This window comes from Streptomyces rishiriensis (genome assembly GCF_003112535.1).
In the GTDB taxonomy this organism is placed as follows: Bacteria; Actinomycetota; Actinomycetes; order Streptomycetales; family Streptomycetaceae; genus Streptomyces; species Streptomyces rishiriensis.
The window spans coordinates 1-15,693 of record NZ_BEWA01000008.1 but is presented as its reverse complement, the minus strand read 5'-3'; the positions used below and the strand labels follow the sequence as shown (position 1 = coordinate 15,693).

Here is a 15,693-nt window from a genome sequence, read left to right as displayed (position 1 = left end):
CGTGACCTGCCCCGAAGATTCCCGCGGCGCGAAAAATTCTGGCCAACTCGCCTGCGCGGCCGATCGGATCCAGCCGAACTCCAGGGATCGGATTCGAGGGGGCAATCTCCCGTAATGACCGGACAACACACCATGTCTCGCCCTCGGTACGGAAGTTCATCTTCCGGACGGCTCTTCGAGTTATGGGCGTGTCGGTAGTAGGCTCGCGCCGTTTGTTGACGCACATGTGTACCCCCTGCCGGTGGGGGTCCGAGCAGGGGGAGGCCATGCGCTTTCGCGGGAAGTCGATCCGCCGGAAGATCGTGGCGCTGCTTCTCGTGCCGCTGGTTTCCCTGACGGCGATCTGGGGCTTCGCCACGGTGCTCACGGGTCGTGAGGCGAGCCGCCTGTTCACCGTGTCGTCCCTTGTCGAAAAGGTCGGCTACCCCATCGAGGACACGGTCCGCGTCGTTCAGCAGGAACGCCGTCAGACCCTCGTCTACCTCGCCGACCCCCGTGCCGCCGACGCGCTGTCCGCCCTGCGCCGCACCCGGACCGCCACCGACGAGGCCATGGCCGAGATCCGCGGGAACGCCCGCGACTCCGACGTGCGCGACGTCCTGGACCAGGACGACAGCGAGGGCCTCACCGCGGTGCTCGACGCCTTCGACGGCATCGACGCCCTGCGCCGGAGCGTCGAGCAACGCACCGTCACCCGGGCCCAGGCCCTCGACCTCTACACCCAGCTGATCGACCCCTGTTACTCCCTGCTGGTCAAGCTGGACGTGGTCGACAGCGTCGAGATGGACAAGCAGTACCGGGCTCTCGTCGACGTCGCCCACGCCCGTGAACTGCTCTCCCAGGAGGACGCCCTGCTGGGCTCCGCCCTGGTCGTGGGCCGGCTCGGCCGCGGGGAGATCCGCGCCGTCTCCGATCTGCAGGCCCAGCGCGAAGTGGTCTACGACATCAGCCTCGTCCAGCTGCCCACCGCGGAGCGCGAACGCTACGAGAGCTTCTGGAAGAACGCCACCACCGCACCGCTGCGCACGGTCGAACAGGCCGTCGTCGGCGCGACGCCCGGCGACCCGCCCCGCGGGGTCAGCGCCAAGAACTGGGACACCGCGGCCGGCAGCGTCCTGGACGAACTAGGCACCCTGGACGAGCAGGCGAACGACCGCTATCAGGACCGGGTCCGCCCGGTGGCGACCGAGGTCATCGTCAAGGCGGTCGTGGCAGGCGTCTTCGGGCTGGTCGCCCTGCTCGTCTCCCTCGTGCTGTCCGTGCGCATCGGCCGGGGCCTCATCCGCGACCTGCGCCAGCTCAGGATGGAGGCCCACGAGGCGTCCGGCGTGCGGCTGCCCAGCGTGATGCGCCGTCTGTCCGCGGGCGAACAGGTCGACGTCGAGACCGAAGTGCCCCGCCTGGAGTACGACAAGAACGAGATGGGCGAGGTGGGCCACGCCCTCAACACCCTTCAGCGCGCCGCCGTCGAGGCCGCCGTCAAACAGGCCGAACTGCGCTCCGGCGTCGCCGAGGTCTTCGTCAATCTCGCCCGTCGCAGCCAGGTGCTGCTGCACAAGCAGCTCACCCTGCTCGACACCATGGAACGCCGCACCGAGGACACCGAGGAACTCGCCGACCTCTTCCGCCTCGACCACCTCACCACCCGTATGCGGCGGCACGCCGAAGGACTGGTGATCCTCTCCGGAGCCGCTCCCTCGCGGCAGTGGCGCAAGCCGGTGCAGCTCATGGACATCGTGCGGGCCGCCGTCGCCGAGGTGGAGGACTACGAACGCATCGAGGTCCGCCGTCTGCCCCGCCTGGCCGCGACCGGCCCGGCCGTCGCCGACCTCACCCACCTGGTGGCCGAACTCCTGGAGAACGCCACGGTGTTCTCCCCGCCGCACACCGCCGTCCAGGTGTACGGCGACCGGGTGGCCAACGGCTTCACCCTCGAAATCCACGACCGGGGACTCGGCATGGCGCCCGAAGCCCTCCTGGAGGCCAATCTCCGGCTCGCCGAGACACCGGAGTTCGAGCTGTCCGACACCGACCGCCTCGGGCTGTTCGTGGTCAGCCGGCTCGCCCAGCGGCAGAACGTCCGCGTCTCCCTGCAGCCCTCGCCGTACGGCGGGACGACCGCCGTGGTCTTCATCCCCGACGCACTGCTGACCGACGACGTCCCCGACACCAACGGCATCGGCTTCCGGCTCGACCGCCCCAGGCCCCCCAAGGAGGCGGAGCTCGCGGAGACCCGCAGGTCGGCGCTGTCCCCGGCCTCGGCGCAGCTCCCGGGAGTGCCCGCCTCGCTGCTCGACGGACCGATCGAACTGGAGGCGCCCGTCGGCCTGGACGCCCTGGGCGAATTCCAGGTTCCCCTGGCCGAGGACGACGAGGACCAGGGTGTTCTGTTCCGTCCCCGTCGCTCCCTCACCGACGCCGGTGAGGCGGGCGTCGACGACGCCGACCAGCACCGCAGGCCGTCCGCCGGGGCGGGCGAACCCGACGGGTCCGTCGGCGACGGCCCCGCCGCGCCCGTGCCGTTGCTGCCGGGCCGCCGCACGCCCAAGCTGGTCAGCTCGCACGGGCGCCCCGTCCCGGAGCACCGTCTCCCGCGCGCGGAGACCGACCCGGACCTCCCGGCCAGGCCCGGTCCGCGCCGCATCGACGACGGCAAGCCGGCGCCTCTGCCGTCGCGACGGCGTGGCACGGCGTCCCAGATTCCGCACGGCGGCGCCGAAGGCCTTCCGGCGCAGGAGCAGGCCGCCCGCGACGGTCAGGAGCCGTCCTCGCCCGCCGCCCTTCCCCGGCGCGCACGGCAGACCGCGGCCCTGTCCGACGGCCCGGACCGCGACGCCGGTCGGCGAGGGAACACCGGCTCCGGCTCCGACACGGGAGCGCTGCCGCGCCGCGTGCGCCAGGCGAACCTGGCCCCGCAGTTGCGGCAGGGCCCGGCGCCGCGCGCGGAGGACCGCTCCGACCCGGCGGACCGGGACGCCGACGAGGTACGCAGCCGCATGGCCTCGCTCCAGCGCGGCTGGCAGCGCGGCCGCGTGGAGAACGCCGCGGGCGACGACGCCCACAGCGGCACAGCACCACAAGGAACGACAAAGGGGGACGGTCGATGACCGCACCGAAGACGACCGGCCACACCAGCATCAACGGCGAGCTGAACTGGCTCCTCGACGAACTCGTCGACCGCGTCGCCAGCATCCGCAAGGCCGTCGTCCTCTCCGGCGACGGCCTGCCGACAGGGGTGTCGAAGGACCTGACCCGCGAGGACGGCGAGCATCTCGCCGCCGTCGCGTCCGGATTCCACAGCCTCGCCAAGGGCGTCGGCCGCCACTTCGAGGCCGGCAGCGTCCGTCAGACCGTCGTCGAGCTCGACGACGCGTTCCTGTTCGTCACCGCCGCCGGTGACGGCAGTTGCCTCGCCGTGCTCTCGGACGCCGACTCGGACGTGGGCCTCGTGGCGTACGAGATGACGCTGCTCGTCAAACGGGTCGGCGTACATCTGGGCACCGCCCCGCGCACCGATCTGCCCTCGGGCGGGTAGTGGGATGGCATGAGCACAGACGGTCAGGGAAGCAGTCACTGGTTCGACGACGAGGCCGGACCGGTCGTCCGTCCGTACGCCATGACGCGCGGCCGTACCACCAGTGCGGTCCAGCATCGTCTCGACCTGATCGCGGTCGTCGTCGCGGAGCCCCACGCGGATGACGCGGAAGCGGACCCCTCGCTGTCCCCCGAGCACGTGGACATCGCGGCGCTGTGCCTCGACGCGCCGCAGTCGGTCGCCGAACTCGCCGCTGAACTCAACCTCCCCATCGGGGTGGTTCGGGTCCTGGTCGGCGACCTCGTGGACGCGCAGTTCGTTCATGTGAACCGGCCGGTGCCCCCGGCCGAGCTGCCGGACGAAAGCATTCTGCGTGACGTGATCAACGGCCTCCGGGCGCTGTGAACAGCGCGGAAGCGGCTTCGGAAACGGCGGCGGCCTGCTTCCCGCGCACGCGCCGCCGTCCCCGGAACCCGGCTCCCCCCATCAAGCCATCGAGCAGGAGAAGAGATCGATGATCTTCGGGCGCTCTGAGCGCGGCAAGCCCCCGGTCGAGCCCGTCACGCTCAAGATCCTGGTGGCGGGCGGCTTCGGCGTGGGCAAGACGACCCTCGTCGCCGCCGTCAGCGAGATCAAGCCGCTGCGTACCGAGGAGTACCTCACCGAGGCCGGTCGTCCGGTGGACGACACCACCGGCGTCGAAGGCAAGAACACCACCACGGTCGCCATGGACTTCGGGCGCATCACCCTGCGTGAGGACCTGGTGCTGTACCTGTTCGGAACGCCCGGCCAGGAGCGGTTCTGGTTCATGTGGGACGAGCTCTCCGAGGGCGCGCTCGGCGCCGTCGTGCTCGCCGACACCCGCCGCCTGGAGGACTGCTTCGCCGCCGTCGACTACTTCGAGCGGCGCTCCATCCCGTTCCTCATCGCCGTCAACTGCTTCGAGGGAGCCGCACGTTACCCCGAGGCGGACGTGCGCGGCGCACTCGACCTGGACGACGACGTACCGGTCATCCTGTGCGACGCCCGCGACCGGAGGTCGGTCAGAGACGTCCTCGTCGGCGTCGTCCAGCATGCGATGGACTACGGGGCCGAACGCCGGGAGACCGTCACCACCTAGACGCGCGGGACGAGCACGGCCCGTGCCTCCACCGGCCGGGATTCGGCCCGCGGGCTGCCCGGGCAGCCACGCGCGCGTGCAACCCTTCGCCGTCCTCCAGTCGGCCCGGGCCGCCGTCCACGGCCTTGCGTCCACGGCCTTGCGCCGGCCTCCTCACCGCACCGCGACCACCGCCGAGCCATGGCCGAACAGCCCCTGGTTGGCCGTGACGGCCACGCGCGCGCCCGCGATCTGGCGGTCGCCCGCCTGTCCTCGCAACTGCCAGGTGACCTCGCAGACCTGGGCGATGGCCTGGGCGGGCACCGCCTCCCCGAAGGAGGCCAGTCCGCCGCTCGTGTTCACCGGTATGCGGCCGCCCGGCGCGGTCGCGCCTTCCCACAGCAGTTTGGCGGCCTCGCCGTCGCCGCACAGACCCAGATCCTCGTACCACTGCAGTTCCAGAGCGGTGGACAGGTCGTAGACCTCGGCCAGGGACAGATCCTCGGGACCGATGCCCGCCTCCTCATAGGCGGTCCGGGCGATCGACGCGCGGAACTTCTCGGCGCCCGGCCCGGCCCCACGGGCAGAGTCGGTCGCGATGTCCGGCAGATCGAGCACCGTGCGGGGATAGCGGGGGGTCACGGTGGACACGGCCCTGATCCGCACCGGGTCCGCCGCGCCGTGCCGGCGGGCGAACTCCATGCTGGACAGGACGAGCGCCGCACCGCCGTCGGAGGTCGCGCAGATGTCCAGCAGCCGCAGCGGGTCGGCGACGACGGCGGAGGCGGCGACCTCCTGCGACGTGACCCGCTTGCGGTAGCGCGCGTACGGATTCAGGGCGCCCATGGCCGCGTTCTTCACCTTGACCTGGGCGAAGTCCTCCGGAGTGTCCCCGTGCACCGCCATGCGTCTGCGCGCGTACAGCCCGAAGTACGCCGGATTGGTGGCGCCGAGGGCGCGGAACCGCAGCCAGTCAGGGTCGTCCGGCCGCTCTCCTCCGGCCGGCCGGAAGAAGCCCTTGGGCGCGGCGTCGGCCCCCACCACGAGCACCACGTCCGCCCGGCCCGCGAGGATCTGGGCCCGGGCCGTGTCGATCGCCTGCGCCCCGGACGCGCACGCCGCGTACACGCTCGTCACCCTGGCTCCCTGCCAGCCGAGCGCTTTCGCGAAGGTCGCCCCGGCCACATAGCCCGGATAGCCGCCGCGCACGGTGTCCGCCCCGACGATCGAATCGACGTCCCGCCACGCCACGCGCGCGTCCGCGAGCGCCGCGCGCGCCGCCTTCACGCCGTACTCGACGAAGCCGCGCCCCCATTTGCCCCATGGATGCATGCCCGCGCCGAGCACCGCCACCTCTGCCGTCATCCCGCCACCCCCGTCGGCCGCCATCGCCAGACCGTCCAGGTCGTCTCCGCGTCCTCGTCGAGCACGCCCGGGACGACCTCCACCTCCATGCCCACCGTCAGATCGGCGACGGTGATCCCGGGAACCGCCTGTCCCAGCACCACGATCTGCTCGGACTCCAGCTCCACAGCGATCAACGCGTACGGCTCCCACGGAAGTTCCGGATCCGTCACGTAGGGTGACGGAGGGCGGTACCGGCTGTCCGTGTACGACCACACGCGTCCGCGCCGGGAGAGCGGAACCTCTTCCAGGTCGCCGCTCTGGCAGTCCGGATTACGGCAGTAGGTGTCCTCACGGGGGAAGAAGACCGCCCGGCACGCCGAGCAACGCGTCCCGAGGAGCCTGAAGTCGTCTCCCTCCCCGGTGAACCATCCGGCGACCACAGGTGTGCGTGTACGCGACAAGGTCGCCTCCAGGCTCGTCATCTGACGATTCGTCAGGAGTGTGCCACGGCAGTGGGGAAATGGGCAGGGACCGGACGTGAAACGACTCTCCACAGCACTGAGCAGGGCGGCCTCACCCGGCTCGCCGCCCTGCTCCGGACACAGCCGCGGATCGACGATGAACCTCAACCCTCGTGAAGCTCCCGGCCGCGCCGACCAGGCCCTATCTGTCCCGCGAACCGCTCGTCCCGTGCGTCGCTCCCGGCGCGCCCTACCGACTGCTCCTCAAAAGCACGCGGGAGAGGTCGGCTTCGTGAACCTCCCCCAGGGACGGTGGCACTGCACCTTCAGACCCGGGCCCCCGGATGCCCGCTTCCACTTCCCCGTCTCCGCCGGATCCCTCGCCGGACGGCGCCGAGCCGCCTCCGTAACGACGCCCTCCGCAAGATCGGATACGCTCCGCCGCGTGTCCGAAACTCTGTACTCCACTTCGAACTCCGCGCGCGGCTCCCACTGTTCGAGCTGCGGAGCGCCCTACGGTGAGGGCGTCACCGGCTGGCCCCGCACCTGCCGGGTCTGCTCCACCGTGGTCTACCGCAACCCCCTGCCGGTGGCCGTCGCGCTCCAGCCCGTGTACGACGCGAAGGGCACCGCCCTGGTCGTCATCACCCGAACCGTCGCCCCCGCGCGCGGGGGCATCGCCCTGCCCGGCGGCTTCATCGACGACCGCGAGGACTGGCGGCAGTCCGTCGTCCGCGAGCTCAAGGAGGAGACCGGCATCGAGGCGGCGTCCCGCGACGTGCGACTCGCCGACGCCATGAGCTCGCCCGACGGCCACCTGCTGCTGTTCGGCCTCCTTCCGGAGCGTCCCGCCGACCGACTCCCGACGTCCGCGGCCACCGACGAGACCGAGGGCTGGCATCTGCTGCACCGGCCGGAGGAACTCGCCTTCCCGCTCCACACCCTCGCGGTGCGGGCGTTCTTCGAGGGCCGCTACATCTGACGTCACCGCTCGCCGAGCCCGCGCACGCGGACCGGGTGGGACGGCACCTGCACGCCGTCCTCACCCTCCCGCTCCACGACGACCCGCAGGCCCTCCCAGCGGCTGACGTACCGCTCGATCTGCGGTTCCTCCCCGCCGCCGCCCGCGTCCCGCACCACCAGACCCCCGCCCGTCCGCCCGCGGGCCGGCGCCCACACCTCCAGTTCCAGCCCGCCGTCGTCGCCCCGCACCGGCAGCACGGCGCCCGCGCGCGCAAGCACCGGAATACGCGACGCCGGCGCGTCCACGAGCACCTGCCCCGGCCCCTCGTACGCCCGGTCCGTCGCCGTGTCGTACCAGCGCCCGCGCGGAAGCCGCACCGTGCGCCGGTCGGCACCCGGCTCCAGCACGGGCGCCACCAGCAGACAGTCGCCCAGCAGGAAGGCGTCCTCGCAGTCCCGCAACGCCCGGTTCCCGGGCGAACCCCACCACACGGGACGTACGTACGGTGCGCCGGTACGCCTCGCCAGATGCGCCAACGTCACGAAGTACGGCATCAGCCGCCGACGCTCCACGAGCACCCCACGCGCGTGCTCCAGCACCTCCGCCCCGAACTCCCACGGCTCCCGCCCGCCCCCGCGCCCCCGCGCGTGCGTGCGGAACAACGGCAGATAGGCGCCCAGCTGAAGCCGGCGCAGATACAGCTCCGGCGACGGACCGCCGTCGAAACCGCCCACGTCCGGCCCCGAGTACGGCACCCCGCACAGCCCGAGCCCCATCACCAGGGACAACGACGCCCGCAGCCCCGGCCACCCCGTGCCCACCTCCCCGGACCAGGCTCCTCCGTAGCGCTGCAGACCCGCCCAGCCGGAGCGGGAGACGACGAACGGACGCTGCTCGGGATCCAGCCTCCGCAGGCCCTCGTACGCCGCCCGGGCCATGCACAGCCCGTACACGTTGTGCGCCTCGCGATGATCGCCTCCGCGCCCCTCCAGGGAGTGCCGGGCCGACCTGGGCAACGTCGACTCCCCGAAGGCGGCGAACGACGTCGGCTCGTCCCTGTCGTGCCAGAAGCCGGCGAAGCCCTGCTCGAGCCGCTCGGCGTGGAGCCCGCCCCACCACTGCCGCACACGCACGTGCGTGAAATCCGGGAACACCGACTCCCCAGGGCGCCCCACGCCCTCCACGAGCCGCCCCGACGCGTCCCGCACGAACGCGTCCTCGGCGACCCCGCCGTCGTACACGGCGCCGCCTGGCGCGGACCTGACCGCCGGGTCCACGACCGACACCAGACGTATCCCGTCCCGCCGCAGCTCCTCGGCCAGCACCGACAGCTTCGGGAAGCGGTCCTGGTCGACGGTGAAGACCTGGTGCTCGTCGTAGTGGTCGACGTCCAGGTGGACCGCGTCCAGCGGCAGACCGTGCTCCTGATAGCCCGCGACGATCCGGCGGACCTCCTGCTCCCCGTCGAAGCCCCGCCGCGCGTGATGATGGCCGAGCGCCCACGCGGGCGGCACCGCCGGCGCACCGGTGAGCGAAGCCCAGGCGAGGAGCACGCGCGCGGGAGTGCCCACGATCACCCAGCGACGCAACGGCCCGCCGTCCATCCGCACCTCGCACGCCCCCGGCCGGTCGTGCCCGGAGCCCGCCCCCTCCTCGCCCTCCCGCAGCACGACCGTGCCGTCCCAGGACGTGTCGTGGAACACCAGGTGCGTGCCCGCGTCGGCCACCACCAGCTGCACCGGCATCGTCAGATGCAGCGGATCGTGCCCAGGACCGAACGCGCGCCCGGGATCGGTGTTCCACAGCCGGTACGTCCCGTCGCGCAGCCGCGGCCCCGACGCCCGGCCGCCGAGGCCGAAGAAGCGCGCGTCCGCCGCCACCTCCGAGCGCTGCATCCACCGCGCCGCGCCGCCCTGCTGCTGCTCCCACCACCGGGGCGGCAGATCACGACGCAGCACGACTCCTCCCGGCGTGCGCACCTCGACGGCGCCGTGCCGGGAGACCACGACCGTCACCCGCTCCGCCACCACGCGCCAGCCGCCGTCCTTGTCCGGCTCCAGCACCGCGCGCGGGTCCCCCTCGGGACACGGGCCGGCCAGCGCGTAGGACGGCTCCGGCTCCGCCCCGTCCCAACCCCAGAACACGGCCCCGTTCACGGCGACGCGGATCCTCAGCTCCGAACGGCTGAACCGCAGCGTCCCCCCGCCGGGCCCCGGCAGCGCCTCCCGCACCAGGCCGGGCACCCGCGCGCGCTCAGGACCCCGCGCCGGCAGCCCCGACGCGTCGGCCCGCCTCCTGCGCCACGACGCCCTCACGGTGCGCAACCCCTGGGCAGCTCCCGCGGAACCGACCGCCTTCATCGAACGCACCAGGTCACGACCGCTCATACTGCTCACCCTGTCACTGACCGCGTCACGTGCGCGGGTCGTTCAACTGCCGTTCACCTGTGGCGGGAGCACATCTTCACGATACGGACTGTGGGGCGCCCGCCCTGGTGCAGAAGTCGATCACATGGCATCGTCCGTGTCAGCCGCGTCACGCGCACCACCCCCTGCTCGTGCGCGGGCGACGCACACGACGCGCACAGTCCGGGAGCCGCTTCATGCCCACCGTGAACCCCGAGCCGCTCTGGCGGCCAGATCCGCAGCGAACGGCGCAGGCCCAGGTCACCAAGTTCCAGACCTGGGCGGCCGAACACCACGGAGCCCCCGCCGAAGGCGGTTATCCGGCGCTGCACCGCTGGTCCGTCGAGGAGCTGGAGACGTTCTGGGAAGCCGTCACCCAGTGGTTCGACGTACGGTTCTCGACGCCGTACGCGCGCGTACTGGGCGAGCGCACCATGCCCGGCGCCGCATGGTTCCCCGGCGGGACGCTGAACTACGCCGAGCACGCGCTGCGCGCGGCCGCCACCCGGCCGGACGAACCGGCCCTGCTGTACGTCGACGAGATCCACGAACCGAGCCCGGTGAGCTGGTCCGAGCTGCGCCGCCAGGTCGGCTCCCTGGCCGGCGAACTGCGCGCGCTCGGCGTCCGCCCCGGCGACCGGATCAGCGGATACCTTCCGAACATCCCGCAGGCGGTCGTCGCGCTCCTCGCCACGGCCGCCGTGGGCGGCGTGTGGACCTCCTGCGCCCCCGACTTCGGCGCACGCAGCGTGCTCGACCGGTTCCAGCAGGTCGAACCCGTCGTCCTGTTCACCGTCGACGGCTACCGCTACGGCGGCAAGGAACACGACCGCCGCGACGTCGTCGCCGAACTCCGCGCCGAACTTCCCACCCTGCGTGCCGTCGTCCACATCCCCCTCCTCGGCGCCGAACCGCCCGAGGGCGCCCTGGAGTGGTCGGCCCTGACGGCCGCCGACGAGGAACCCGTCTTCGAACAGGTCCCCTTCGAGCACCCCCTCTGGGTGCTCTACTCCTCCGGCACGACCGGCCTGCCCAAGGCCATCGTCCAGTCCCAGGGCGGCATCCTCGTCGAACACCTCAAGCAGCTGGGCCTGCACTGCGACCTCGGGCCCGAGGACCGCTTCTTCTGGTACACCTCGACCGGCTGGATGATGTGGAACTTCCTCGTCTCCGGCCTCCTGACCGGGACGACGATCGTCCTCTACGACGGCAGCCCCGGCCACCCCGACACAGGCGCCCAGTGGCGCGTCGCCGAACGCACCGGAACCACCCTCTACGGCACCTCGGCGGCGTACGTGATGGCCTGCCGCAAGGCGGAGGTGCACCCCTCCCGCGACTTCGACCTCTCCCAGATCCAGTGCGTCGCCACCACGGGCTCCCCCCTGCCGCCGGACGGCTTCCGCTGGCTGCACGACGAGGTCCGCGACGACCTGTGGATCGCCTCGGTCAGCGGCGGCACGGACGTGTGCTCCTGCTTCGCCGGAGCCGTCCCCACCCTCCCGGTCTACACCGGCGAACTCCAGGCGCCCGGCCTCGGCACCGATCTGCAGGCCTGGGACCCCGACGGCCACCCCGTGATCGACGAGGTCGGCGAGCTCGTCGTCATCAACCCCATGCCCTCGATGCCGGTCCGCTTCTGGAACGACCCGGACGGCAGCCGCTACCGCGACAGCTACTTCGACACCTATCCCGGCGTATGGCGGCACGGCGACTGGATCACCGTCACCTCCCGCGGCTCCGTCGTCATCCACGGCCGATCCGACTCCACGCTCAACCGCCAGGGCGTACGCATGGGCTCCGCGGACATCTACGAGGTCGTCGAGCGCCTCCCCGAGATCAAGGAATCCCTGGTCATCGGCATCGAGCAGCCCGACGGCGGGTACTGGATGCCGCTCTTCGTGCACCTCGCCCCCGGAGCGGTCCTCGACGAGGCGCTGCTGGACCGCATCAAACAGTCCATCCGCCGACAGCTCTCCCCACGCCACGTCCCCGACGAGGTCATCGAAGTGCCCGGAGTCCCGCACACCCTCACCGGGAAGCGCATCGAAGTCCCGGTCAAACGCCTCCTCCAGGGCACCCCCCTGGACAAGGCCGTCAACCCCGGCGCCGTCGACGACCTCGGCCTCCTGCACTTCTACGAGGACCTCGCCCGCAAGCGATCCTGACCATGCCCCGGCCGGGCCACCCGCTGAACGCCGCAGGTGGTCCGGGCCTCACCGAGCACGACCGCGAAGCCCGGACCAGTCGGCCCGCTTGCCCCCCCGTGACCTGGGGTTTCCGTGCCGCGCAGGCCAGCCGTCGATCCACTGAATCCTCACTGTCAGTGCCGTCGATTACTGTGAGTGAGCATTGATTCGACGTGCACACCAGGGGGAAACCGTGGCAGACACCGACCAGCAGACCATGCGGCGCGTCCTGCGCCGGGAGATCGCCGGCACCATCGGCGTCCTCACCGACGAGCACGACTTCCGCGCCATGCGGCGCTACCGCACCTTCACGTTCGACGACCACGCCACCTACCTCCAACAGGTCGAAGGCCTGCTCAGGACACGCGCCCTGCAAGGCAGCCACACCACGCTGGCCCTCTTCGACCCGCAGGACTACGCCGACTACTGCACCGCCAAGGGCCTCGACGCCGACGACCCGGCCAACCGCACCCGCTTCACGGCCGAACTCGCGACCACCGGCCCCACCATCGCCTACGAGGGCCAGCCCCTCGCCGACCTCCTGCCCGCCCTCGTCGACGAAGCCGTCCGGCAGGCCGCCTGGGAATACGCGGCCACGCTGCTCGCCCGTCTCGGACCCTGCGCCACCTGCGGCGTGGACATCGGCCGCGCCGCCTTCACCCGCGCCGCGGACCTCCTCACCCGCATCCTCGACACGGCGCCGCCGGGCGACCGGCATCTCGTCTGCAGCGTCACCGGCACACCCGAAACGCTCGTCGCAGTCCTGCACGCCGACGACGCGGCCGACGCCACCGGTCCGCTGCTCGACGACGCCGAGGCCCTGGAGTTCACGAGCGTCCTCGCCCTCGGGCTCGCCACGCAGAGCCCGGGCGGACTGGTCATGCGCACCAGCGCTCCGGGTGCCTGCGACCAGATCTACGGATGGCGCCTGCGCGGCGAAGGCCTCGAACCCCTGACCGCCGGTGAGGTCTTCGACGCCTACTGCACCGACGTCGAATCCGGCGAGCTCATCTCACCCGAGTCCGGCGTCGACTACTGCTTCCCACCGGACCTAGGTCCCCAAGGACGGCCCTCGGGCCACGCCCACTGATCGGCACAGAACACCCGCCCACGCCAGGGGCGCCCCACCCGAAGGCGGAGCGCCCCTGCACCACCGGCCGACGGCCGACCCGGTCCGGCTACTCCCCGGACAGCACGGCCTGCGCCGCGCCGCGCGCTTCCTCCGCGCTGTCGCACGCACGCGCGGCGGCCGCGGCTCGCTCGCACTGAGCCAGCGTGTACTTCGCCAGCGCACCGCGCACATACGGAATCGACGCCGACCCCATGGAAAGAGAGGTGACCCCCAGACCCGTCAGCACACACGCGAGCAGCGGATCGGCGGCGGCCTCGCCGCACACGCCGCAGCTCTTGCCCTCGGCCCTGGCCGCCTCGGCAGACAGGGCGACGAGGTCCAGCAGCGCGGGCTGCCACGGATCCTGCAGACGGGACACCGCACCCACCTGCCGGTCGGCCGCGAACGTGTACTGCGCGAGGTCGTTCGTGCCGAGGGACAGGAACTCCACCTCCTGCAGAATCGAACGCGCCCGCAGAGCCGCCGACGGAATCTCGACCATCGCGCCGAACTTCGCCCGCAGCCCCGCCTCGCGACACGCGTCCGCGAAGGCCTTGGCGTCGGTGCGGTCCGCCACCATGGGCGCCATCACCTCGAGGTGGACGGGCAGCCCCTCGGCAGCCTTGGCCAGCGCCGTCAGCTGCGTCCGCAGCACGTCGGGATGGTCCAGGAGCGTCCGGAGCCCCCGCACGCCCAGCGCAGGGTTGGGCTCGTCGGCCGGCGTCAGGAAGTCCAGCGGCTTGTCCGCCCCCGCGTCCAGCACCCGTACGACGACGCGCCCTTCAGGGAACGCCTCCAGCACCTGCCGGTAGGCGTCGACCTGCTTCTCCTCGGACGGCGCGTTCTTGCTGTCGTCGAGGAAGAGGAACTCGGTACGGAAGAGCCCGACGCCTTCCGCCCCGGCGTCGAGGGCAGCCGGCACGTCGGCCGGTCCGCCGACGTTCGCCAGCAACGGCACCTTGTGACCGTCGGCGGTCGCGCCCGGACCGGTCGAGGCGGCCAGCGCGGCCCTGCGCTCGGCGGCCGCTGCCTCGAGCTGCGCCTTCTTCTCGTCGCTCGGGTTCACGAAGACGTCGCCGGTGCTGCCGTCGACGGCGATCACCGTGCCCTCCGCGAGCTCCCCGGCGCCCGGCAGAGCCACGACGGCCGGCACCCCGAGCGCGCGGGCGAGGATGGCGCTGTGACTCGTCGGCCCGCCCTCCTCGGTCACGAAGCCGAGCACCAGCGTCGGGTCCAGCAGCGCGGTGTCGGCGGGGGCCAGGTCCCGGGCGACCAGCACGTACGGTTCGTCGCTGTCAGGAACCCCCGGCATCGGGACACCGAGCAGGCGGGCGACGATACGATTCCGCACATCGTCGAGGTCAGCCACGCGGCCCGCCAGGTATTCACCGGCGCCGGCCAGCAACTCGCGGTAGGCGGCGAAGGCGTCGTACACGGCACGCTCGGCCGTGCTGCCGACCGCGATACGCCGGTCCACGTCGACCATCAGCTCCGGGTCCTGAGCCATCATGGCCTGCGCCTCGAGCACCGCCTGGGCTTCGCCCCCCGCCAGATTGCCGCGCGCCATCAGGTCGGCTGCCACAGCCTCCACGGCCTTGCGGGCGCGCCCCTGTTCGCGCTCCGCGTCCTGCACCGGGTTCTGCTTGGCCGGCGGTTCGAGCACCGCCGTCCCCATGTGCCGCACCTCGCCGATCGCCACACCGTGGCTCACGCCGACGCCTCGCAGCGTTGTCACCATCTCACCCGTCTCCCATAGTGCGGCGGGGCCTGCCGCCGCGGTGGTTGTCCTGTGTGCCGTCGACCGGGACGGCGTCGGCGTCACTGCCAGGAAAACAGAGCGTCGCCGGCCTTCACGTCACCGTCCGCACGGAGATCGCCGAGCGAGTCGGCCGTGGCTTCCAGAGCGACGACCGGGCATACCGCGGACTTGCCGGCCGCTTCCACCGCGCTCGGGTCCCATCGCACGATGCCCTGCCCGCGCGTGACGGTGTCCCCCTTGTTCACGAGGAGCTCGAAGCCCTCGCCGTTGAGCTGCACGGTGTCGATCCCGAGATGGGTGAGCACGCCGTGTCCCTCGGAGTCGACGACGACGAAGGCATGCGGGTGGAGGGAGACGATGACTCCGTCCACCGGCGCGATGGCCTCGGAGGGTTCGCGTACCGGGTCGATCGCCGTGCCCGGGCCGACCATGGCTCCGGAGAAGACCGGATCCGGCACCGCTGCCAGTCCGATGGCGCGTCCTGCAAGCGGGGACGTGACGGTGGTCATGGGAAACCTCCCAGGGGTGGAGATGTATAGGGGCCGTTACTGCCTGTTCACGGCGGCGCACTGTGCAGCAGGGTATGTCATATGAAGTACCGGTTCCGCACGAGAACGACCGATCCGTGGTCTAGACCACTAGCCTAGTCGATTTGCAGCGGGCGCGCGGCCCCGTGTACAGTCGTACTCCTGCTCAGGCGGAGTGACGCGATCAAGCGTGCTCGTCGAGCAGCACCCAAACTTGTCAGATCCTAACTCTGGATCATCTTCTGCATGCCTGCGGAACGGTGGTCGGAGGGCCGGAAAAACCCTGATAGAGTTTGCAA

Annotated in this window: 12 protein-coding genes; 7 read left to right on the top strand and 5 right to left on the bottom strand. The window is 71.8% G+C overall.

Features of this window, described 5'->3' with window-relative positions:
* The first annotated feature begins 266 nt into the window (after positions 1–266).
* The 4 genes from Sri02f_RS14320 to Sri02f_RS14305 all read left to right on the top strand — a co-directional run bounded on the left by Sri02f_RS14320 (position 267) and on the right by Sri02f_RS14305 (position 4,655).
* Entirely contained in the window at positions 267–3,107 is a 2,841-nt protein-coding gene (locus Sri02f_RS14320; protein WP_109001559.1) for a nitrate- and nitrite sensing domain-containing protein, read from the top strand.
* Positions 3,104–3,535, top strand: coding sequence for a roadblock/LC7 domain-containing protein (locus tag Sri02f_RS14315; protein ID WP_109001558.1), 432 nt, complete (start codon positions 3,104–3,106; stop codon positions 3,533–3,535). The genes Sri02f_RS14320 and Sri02f_RS14315 overlap by 4 nt, the downstream gene beginning before the upstream one ends.
* Positions 3,536–3,544: 9 nt before the next feature.
* Positions 3,545–3,940 (top strand): DUF742 domain-containing protein, encoded by a 396-nt coding sequence (locus Sri02f_RS14310; RefSeq protein ID WP_109001557.1) that lies wholly within the window; start codon positions 3,545–3,547, stop codon positions 3,938–3,940.
* Positions 3,941–4,049: 109 nt separating this feature from the next.
* Positions 4,050–4,655 (top strand): GTP-binding protein, encoded by a 606-nt coding sequence (locus tag Sri02f_RS14305; protein WP_109001556.1) that lies wholly within the window; start codon positions 4,050–4,052, stop codon positions 4,653–4,655.
* Between the two features lie 153 nt (positions 4,656–4,808).
* Here Sri02f_RS14305 and Sri02f_RS14300 read toward each other — a convergent pair whose 3' ends face one another.
* On the bottom strand, positions 4,809–5,999 hold the full coding sequence (locus Sri02f_RS14300; protein WP_109001975.1) for a lipid-transfer protein: 1,191 nt from the start codon (positions 5,997–5,999) through the stop codon (positions 4,809–4,811).
* The gene (locus Sri02f_RS14295; protein ID WP_109001555.1) at positions 5,996–6,421 is read right to left on the bottom strand and encodes a Zn-ribbon domain-containing OB-fold protein; all 426 of its coding nucleotides are present in this window, start codon (positions 6,419–6,421) and stop codon (positions 5,996–5,998) included. The genes Sri02f_RS14300 and Sri02f_RS14295 overlap by 4 nt, the downstream gene beginning before the upstream one ends.
* Before the next feature lie 466 nt (positions 6,422–6,887).
* Between Sri02f_RS14295 and Sri02f_RS14290 the strand changes: the two genes are divergently transcribed.
* Positions 6,888–7,424 carry an NUDIX domain-containing protein gene (locus Sri02f_RS14290; protein ID WP_109001554.1) on the top strand — a complete coding sequence of 179 codons (537 nt, stop codon included), beginning with the start codon at positions 6,888–6,890 and terminating at the stop codon, positions 7,422–7,424.
* A 2-nt stretch (positions 7,425–7,426) separates the two neighbouring features.
* Here the strand turns inward: Sri02f_RS14290 and Sri02f_RS14285 are convergent, their stop codons facing one another.
* On the bottom strand, positions 7,427–9,793 hold the full coding sequence (locus Sri02f_RS14285) for a glycoside hydrolase family 31 protein (protein ID WP_109001553.1): 2,367 nt from the start codon (positions 9,791–9,793) through the stop codon (positions 7,427–7,429).
* A gap of 215 nt (positions 9,794–10,008) precedes the next feature.
* Between Sri02f_RS14285 and Sri02f_RS14280 the strand changes: the two genes are divergently transcribed.
* Positions 10,009–11,976 (top strand): acetoacetate--CoA ligase, encoded by a 1,968-nt coding sequence (locus Sri02f_RS14280; protein WP_109001552.1) that lies wholly within the window; start codon positions 10,009–10,011, stop codon positions 11,974–11,976.
* 214 nt (positions 11,977–12,190) lie between these two features.
* Positions 12,191–13,087, top strand: coding sequence for a DUF8829 domain-containing protein (locus Sri02f_RS14275; protein WP_109001551.1), 897 nt, complete (start codon positions 12,191–12,193; stop codon positions 13,085–13,087).
* Between the two features lie 88 nt (positions 13,088–13,175).
* Here the strand turns inward: Sri02f_RS14275 and ptsP are convergent, their stop codons facing one another.
* The gene (gene ptsP, locus Sri02f_RS14270) at positions 13,176–14,846 is read right to left on the bottom strand and encodes a phosphoenolpyruvate--protein phosphotransferase (RefSeq protein WP_109001550.1); all 1,671 of its coding nucleotides are present in this window, start codon (positions 14,844–14,846) and stop codon (positions 13,176–13,178) included.
* An 80-nt stretch (positions 14,847–14,926) separates the two neighbouring features.
* Positions 14,927–15,376: a PTS sugar transporter subunit IIA gene (locus Sri02f_RS14265; protein ID WP_109001549.1), complete on the bottom strand. Its 450-nt coding sequence runs from the start codon at positions 15,374–15,376 to the stop codon at positions 14,927–14,929.
* Positions 15,377–15,693 lie beyond the last annotated feature (317 nt).